7 protein-coding genes are annotated in these 6,501 nt (G+C 66.3%); 6 read left to right on the top strand and 1 reads right to left on the bottom strand.

All coding sequences use genetic code 11. The annotated features are described in order from the left end of the window. Positions 1–62: 62 nt before the first annotated feature. A complete protein-coding gene (locus tag ACFUTU_RS15655; protein WP_076801165.1) occupies positions 63–761 on the bottom strand; it encodes a response regulator transcription factor in 699 nt (232 codons plus the stop codon). Positions 762–981: 220 nt separating this feature from the next. Here ACFUTU_RS15655 and ACFUTU_RS15650 point away from each other — a divergent pair, with 220 nt between their 5' ends. From ACFUTU_RS15650 to ACFUTU_RS15625, 6 genes are all read left to right on the top strand, one after another. Continuing rightward, a complete protein-coding gene (locus ACFUTU_RS15650; protein ID WP_377965814.1) occupies positions 982–1,773 on the top strand; it encodes a permease in 792 nt (263 codons plus the stop codon). Between the two features lie 164 nt (positions 1,774–1,937). Next, on the top strand, positions 1,938–2,582 hold the full coding sequence (locus tag ACFUTU_RS15645; RefSeq protein ID WP_377965812.1) for an FABP family protein: 645 nt from the start codon (positions 1,938–1,940) through the stop codon (positions 2,580–2,582). Between the two features lie 103 nt (positions 2,583–2,685). After that, entirely contained in the window at positions 2,686–3,408 is a 723-nt protein-coding gene (locus ACFUTU_RS15640; protein ID WP_377965810.1) for a flavodoxin family protein, read from the top strand. A gap of 41 nt (positions 3,409–3,449) precedes the next feature. Then, entirely contained in the window at positions 3,450–4,535 is a 1,086-nt protein-coding gene (locus ACFUTU_RS15635; RefSeq protein WP_377965808.1) for a YgfZ/GcvT domain-containing protein, read from the top strand. Beyond that, a complete protein-coding gene (locus tag ACFUTU_RS15630) occupies positions 4,532–4,978 on the top strand; it encodes an ankyrin repeat domain-containing protein (protein ID WP_377965806.1) in 447 nt (148 codons plus the stop codon). The genes ACFUTU_RS15635 and ACFUTU_RS15630 overlap by 4 nt, the downstream gene beginning before the upstream one ends. 4 nt (positions 4,979–4,982) lie before the next feature. Then, the gene (locus ACFUTU_RS15625; protein WP_377965804.1) at positions 4,983–6,500 is read left to right on the top strand and encodes a DHA2 family efflux MFS transporter permease subunit; all 1,518 of its coding nucleotides are present in this window, start codon (positions 4,983–4,985) and stop codon (positions 6,498–6,500) included. Position 6,501: the final 1 nt, after the last annotated feature.

Genomic DNA, 6,501 nt, shown 5'->3' with positions numbered 1-6,501 from the left:
GCCCGGCTCTGGTGAGCCGGGCCGTTCTGCATTTCAGGCGGTATTTCTTCCCGCCGGGAGGCCTATGCCTCGGTGAGTTCGTCCTCCTGCTGGCGCATGAGCGTGAGGCGGTAGCCCACGTTGCGCACGGTGCTGATGAGGTTTTCGTGGTCGGCGCCCAGCTTGGCGCGAAGCCGCCGCACGTGGACGTCAACGGTTCGGGTGCCGCCGTAGTAGTCGTAGCCCCAGACTTCGGTGAGGAGCTGCTGGCGGGTGAATACCCGGCCGGGATGCTGTGCCAGGTACTTCAGGAGTTCGAACTCCTTGAAGGTCAGGTTCAGTGCCGCGCCGTTGACGCGTGCCGTGTAGCTCGCTTCGTCGATAATGACGCCGGCCGCCCGGATTTCGGAGGGGGCCTCCTCCTGCTCCGGCACGGCACGCGCAACCGAGAGCCGGATCCGTGCCTCCACTTCGGCGGGGCCGGCGGAATCGAGCACGATGTCATCGACGGACCAGGCGGAGGAAACCGCCGCCATGCCGCCCTCCGTGAGAATCAGCACCAGGGGGGCGCTGAGGCCGGTGGCCTTCAGGAGCTGGGTGAGGGACCGGGCGCCCACGAGATCCTTGCGCGCGTCCAGGAGGACGATGTCGCAGGGGTCTGTCTCGAGCAGTGCCGTGGGTTCGGCCGGGAGGATGTGCACCCGGTGGTTCAAAAGTTCCAGGGCAGGCAGAATGTCCACCGATGACCCGGTGCTGTTGGTCAGTAACAGGATGTGCGACATTATTCCTCCAAGGGGCTGTCCGCGCATCGTCGGGCGACTGAGCTGATGTTTGAGTATACCCAACGGGCCCCGGACGGACACTGGCTGGCTCCGCCCGCGCGCCTTGTTTACGACATATGCCGGTCATATAGGGCAGGATTGAATCCGTCAGGGGGCCGAGCCCTGCCCGTCAACGGCACAGCCAGGATGAGGTCGCAGCGATTTGAGTGCAGAGTCCGAGATGAGTACGCCACGGCCTGCCCCGGAAGTGGGTGCTCCGGCCTCTGCCGGCCGGACGCTCCAGTCCTGGAGCATTGAAGTCGTCGGCCTGGCGGGCCTCACGACGCTGGTGGCCAGCGTCTTCCGGACTCCGGATGTCCTCCTTGCGGTGGCCGTGATTTTTTCCCTGGGGATCGGCATTGGCTGGCCTCACTACCTGGGAATCCCGGCCAAGAAGACCCTTGCTGCGGTGATCGGACTCACAGGGGCCGGCTCGGCTGTGGCCGCCACCTTCGCAGCCGCTCCCGGCTACCTGAACTGGACGCCCGGCTTCATCGCCCTGGGCGTCACCGCCGTATTCCTGGTCCAGGTGGTCCGCGGCACCGGCCAGGCACAGCGGCTTGAGTCCACGCTCGGCTGCTGCGTGGGCGTCCTGCTTTCCTGCCTGGGCTCGGGATGGATCGCCGGGGCCAGGTTCAATGGTGTCAAGGAGATGGTGCTGGTGGCCGGCATCAGTGCCGCCGTCGCACTGCTCGCGAGCCTGATCCGCTGGCCGGACCGCATTATTGCGCCCATTGGCATCACGCTCGCTGGACTGGCCGGCCCGCTGGCCGGACTGGTCTTCTCCGACATCGCCGTTTTGCCCGCCGCCATCTTCGGAGTGGTGGTTGGAGCGGTACTGGTCAGCTTCCGCCGGCTGGTGACGCTCCGGGGCGCTCCGCTGAACTTCCCCGCTGCCCTTGGCATGGGCCTGGCGCCGGTTGCGGCGGTCGGTTCGCTCGCCTACTTCATAGACAAACTACTCATCTCCTGACGGGTTAGGATGGCATCATGTCCGTAATTGCATTTGAAATCTTCTTCCTTGTCCTGCTCGGCGTCGCGAGCCTGTCCATGGCCTGGTTTGCCGGCTTTGTTGTCTACCGCCTGTTCAAGGGACAGAAGTAGAACCCTGCTTAACGGTTTCGAGAGGTAGCGGCTGTGCCTATTGAAATTCCTACAGACCTGACCCCCGAACTGGTTCCCCTCTCCTGGCTCATCGGCGAGTGGGAGGGCCGTGGCCGGCTCGGGGCCGGCGATGAAGGTTCAGAGCACTTTTTGCAGCATGTCTCCTTCACCCATAACGGTCTGCCGTACCTGCAGTACCGTGCGGAAAGCTGGTTGACGGACGAAGACGGCACCAAGCTCCGGCCACTCACTGTTGAGACCGGATTTTGGGCCCTGGAGCGCAAGCAGCTGGAGGCCGACAGCGGCCCCGGCCTGGTGCCTGGCGACATCGTTCCGGTACTGAAAAGCGCCGACGAGGTCGAAGCCCTGCGCAACAAGGACGGCGGCTTCGACATCTCCGTGTCAATCAGCCATCCGGGCGGCATTTCGGAGCTGTACTACGGGCAGATCAAAGGCCCCCAGATCCAGCTCAGCACCGATATGGTGATGCGCGGAAGCCACTCCAAGGACTACAGCGCCGCCACCCGGATCTTCGGTCTGGTCGAGGGCAACCTGCTGTGGCGGTGGGACGTGGCCACCGGCAGCCCGTCGGCAACCGGCGCGGCCGGCGAACCGAAAACTGAGGCAGGCAACGGCCTCGAGGCCCACGCGTCGGCGTTCCTTAAAAAGGTCTCCTGACCGCAGCCCCTCTCTCCAAACACTCTGTTCGCCGGCGCTCTCTTCGGCTACCTTGGCCTCAGGTCTCCCAGCCTGAGTCCGCAGCAACCCGATGGAGTGTCCGATGGATGATTCCCAGCCCCCGGCTGACTACAGCGACCTCAAAGCCCTGTACTTCAACGGCACGCTCAAGCGGTCGCCGGAGAAGAGCAACACCGAGGGCCTGATCACGGTGAGCCGGCTGATCATGGAGAAGCAGGGGGTGGCCACGCGGGTTATCCGGACCGTCGACCACGACATCGCCAGCGGCGTGTATCCGGACATGCGCGAGCACGGCTGGGCAACCGATGAATGGCCGGAGCTTTACCCTGCCGTCAGGGAAGCGGACATCGTAATTGTGGCCGGGCCCATCTGGCTGGGTGACAACTCCTCGCAGACCAAGAAGCTCATCGAGCGGCTTTACGCCCACTCGGGCCAGCTCAACGAGAAGGGGCAGTGGGCGTATTACCCCAAGGTGGGCGGCTGCCTGATCACCGGCAACGAGGACGGGATCAAGCACTGTTCCATGAACGTCCTCTACAGCCTGCAGCACATCGGGTTCACCATCCCGCCGCAGGCCGATGCCGGCTGGATCGGCCCCGTCGGGCCGGGGCCCAGCTACCTGGATGAGGGCTCGGGCGGTCCGGAGAGCGACTTTACCAACCGGAACACCACCTTCATGACGTGGAACCTGCTGCATCTGGCCCGGACCCTCAAGGACGCCGGCGGGATTCCCGCGTACGGCAACCTTCCGGAAGAATGGAAGGCCGGAACCACGTTCGGTTTCGAAAACCCGGAATACCGCTAGGTGGCCGGAATACCCTCCCAGCCAAGGACGTTCCTCTTCATATGACTACCAAGAGCCCTCTGTTGTCGCGCCCTGGCGCCGTTGAAGCGGGCGGCGCCGACGCCGGCGTCGCATCCCACTACGGCGAACCGCTGCGGGAGCAGCGCGCCCTGGCGGCCGGAACCGCCGTCGTCGATCTTTCCCACCGCGGCGTGGTGACGGTCACCGGACCGGACCGCCTGAGCTGGCTCAACACGCTGTCCTCCCAGCAGGTCACCAACCTCCAGCCCCGTGAATCCAGCGAGCTGCTGCTCCTGAGCGTGCAGGGCCGGATTGAGTTTGATGCGCGCGTAGTGGACGACGGCGGGACCACCTGGCTGATCGTGGAGGCCGCCGAAGCGGCGCCCCTGGCCGAGTGGCTGACCAAGATGAAGTTCATGCTCCGCGTTGAGGTTGCGGACGTGTCCGCCGAATGGGCGGTGGTGGGGTCCACCAGGGCCGTGCCCGAATGGTCCGGACTGCTCGTGTGGGAGGACCCTTGGCCGCACGTCGGCGCCGGCGGCTACTCCTACGCCGTGGTCCCGGAGGAGACCCACCCAGGCGCCGAGCGGCCCTGGTTCGAGTACCTCGTGCCGGCGGCAGAGCTTGAGCAGACGGTGGGGGGCCGCAAGCTCGCCGGCGTCCTCTCCGCCGAGGCTCTCCGCGTTGCCGCCTGGCGTCCGCGGCTCGGGGCCGAAACGGACGACAAGACGATTCCGCACGAACTGGACCTGCTCCGCACCGCCGTGCACCTGGCCAAGGGCTGCTACAAGGGCCAGGAAACCATCGCCCGCGTGCACAACCTGGGGCACCCGCCGCGGCGGCTCGTGTTCCTGCAGCTCGACGGATCGCAGCACACCATGCCGGCACCCGGCAGCGAAGTCCGGGCGGGGGAGCGCAAGGTGGGCACCGTGACGTCCGTGGCGCAGCACTACGAGATGGGACCCATCGCGCTGGCAGTCATCAAGCGTTCGGTCGCGCCGGATGAAATACTGACCGTTATGGACGGTGATGAACCGTACACAGCCGCGCAGGAAGTGATCGTGGCGCCCGACGCCGGCCAGGTCGTCGGAAGGCAGACAGGATTCCTGAGGGGGACCCACAGATGACAGATTCCACCGCGTCCGCAGCCGGGGCTGCAGGGCAGCCTGCAACGCAGCAGCCAGCAACCCAGCAGCCCGATGAGGAAACCCTTGAATTGGCGCGAACCCTCCTGGACGCCGCCCGCAAGGGTGACACCGAGATGCTGCGCAGCTACCTCAACGCAGGCGCCCCGGCCACGCTGACCAACCATGCCGGTGACTCGCTGGTCATGCTCGCGGCGTACCACGGGCACGCGGAGACGGTGCAGCTCATCCTGCACCACGGCGGCGATGCCAATGCGGCCAACGACCGTGGGCAGACTCCACTGGCAGGTGCCGTGTTCAAGGGCTACCCGGACGTCGTCCGGGCACTGGTTGACGCGGGGGCAGATCCCGACGCCGGTTCCCCCTCGGCACGTGATGCCGCCCGGATGTTCGCCCGCGACGACATCCTGGAATTGCTGGGCTAAGTCTTTGGAGAGCGTCAGCAGGCCGTGGCCCGCACTCTGGTCCCTCGTCATCGGGTTCTTCATGATCCTGATCGACACCACGATCGTTTCGGTCGCCAACCCGCGGATCATGGAGGGGCTGGACACGGACATCAACGCCGTCATCTGGGTCACCAGCGCCTATCTGCTGGCCTACGCGGTGCCGTTGCTGATCACCGGCAGGCTCGGCGACAGGTTCGGCCCGAAGCGGCTGTACCTCGCCGGCCTGGTGGTGTTCACCCTGGCATCCCTGGGCTGTGGCCTGTCCGGCACTGTGGGAATGCTCATCGCCGCCCGCGTCCTGCAGGGCCTTGGGGCGGCGCTGATGGCTCCGCAGACCATGGCCGTGATCACCAGGATCTTCCCGCCGGACGGGCGCGGCGCCGCGATGGGCCTGTGGGGCGCCACCGCCGGGGTGGCCACGCTCGTGGGTCCCATCCTGGGCGGCGTCCTCGTGGACGGCCTGGGCTGGGAATGGATCTTCTTCATCAACGTGCCCATCGGAATCGTGGGCTTCATCCTCGCCTGGCGCTTCGTTCCGTCCCTGACCACCCACCCGCACCGGTTCGACATCCCCGGCGTGGTGCTCAGCGCCGTCGGGCTTTTCCTGCTGGTGTTCGGCATCCAGGAAGGCGAGACGTACGACTGGGGCACCATCACCGGGCCCGTGACCGTGTGGGGCCTGATCATCAGCGGCATCGTGGTGCTGGCCCTCTTCGTTGGCTGGCAGGCGGCCAACAAGGGCGAACCCCTGCTCCCGCTGGCCCTTTTCAGGGACCGCAACTTTTCACTGGCGAACATCGGGATCACCACCGTGGGATTCACGGTCACCGCCTTCGGGCTGCCGCTCATTTTCTACTACCAGATCGTGCGGGACATGACGCCTACTCAGTCCGCGCTGATGATGGCTCCGATGGCGCTGATTTCCGGCGGGCTGGCGCCTCTGGTGGGCAGGATCATCGACCGGGTGAACCCCAAATACATCACGTCCGCCGGTCTGCTGCTCATGGCCCTGGCGCTGTTCTGGGATTCGGCGCTCATGCATCCGGACACCCCGGTGTGGCTGTTCCTCCTTCCCAGCGCAGTGCTCGGCTTCGCAAATGCAGGCATCTGGGCACCCCTGAGCTCCACCGCCACGCGCAACCTGCCGATGCGGCAGGCGGGGGCCGGCGCCGGCGTCTACAACACCACGCGGCAGATCGGCGCGGTCCTTGGCAGCGCCGCCATCGCGGTCCTCATGCAGGCACGGCTCACAGCTGAACTTCCGGCGGCGCCCGCCGGGACTCCCGGCGGCTCGGGTGAGGCGGGCGGCTTCGGCGGCCAGCTGCCAGCCGCCCTCCATGACGGCTTCTCGACGGCGATGGGCCAGTCGATCCTGCTGCCTGCGGCGGTGATTGTGCTCGGCGCTGCGGTGGCAGTGTTCTTTGCCAAGCCCAAGCCGGTCCAGGGCTGGGACGGTCAGCAGCCGGCTGCCGGCCAGGACGCGGAGGCGACCACCCGCTGAC

Origin of the sequence: Arthrobacter sp. NPDC057388, from assembly GCF_042668165.1 — a bacterium.
Taxonomy (GTDB): Bacteria; Actinomycetota; Actinomycetes; order Actinomycetales; family Micrococcaceae; genus Arthrobacter.
This window is presented reverse-complemented; position numbering and strand designations above follow the sequence as displayed.

Coding starts and splice junctions, on each gene's coding strand:
- ACFUTU_RS15655 (WP_076801165.1), bottom strand. CDS start 761: ATGTCGCACATCCTGTTACTGACCAACAGCACCGGGTCATCGGTGGAC.
- ACFUTU_RS15650 (WP_377965814.1), top strand. CDS start 982: ATGAGTACGCCACGGCCTGCCCCGGAAGTGGGTGCTCCGGCCTCTGCC.
- ACFUTU_RS15640 (WP_377965810.1), top strand. CDS start 2,686: ATGGATGATTCCCAGCCCCCGGCTGACTACAGCGACCTCAAAGCCCTG.
- ACFUTU_RS15635 (WP_377965808.1), top strand. CDS start 3,450: ATGACTACCAAGAGCCCTCTGTTGTCGCGCCCTGGCGCCGTTGAAGCG.
- ACFUTU_RS15630 (WP_377965806.1), top strand. CDS start 4,532: ATGACAGATTCCACCGCGTCCGCAGCCGGGGCTGCAGGGCAGCCTGCA.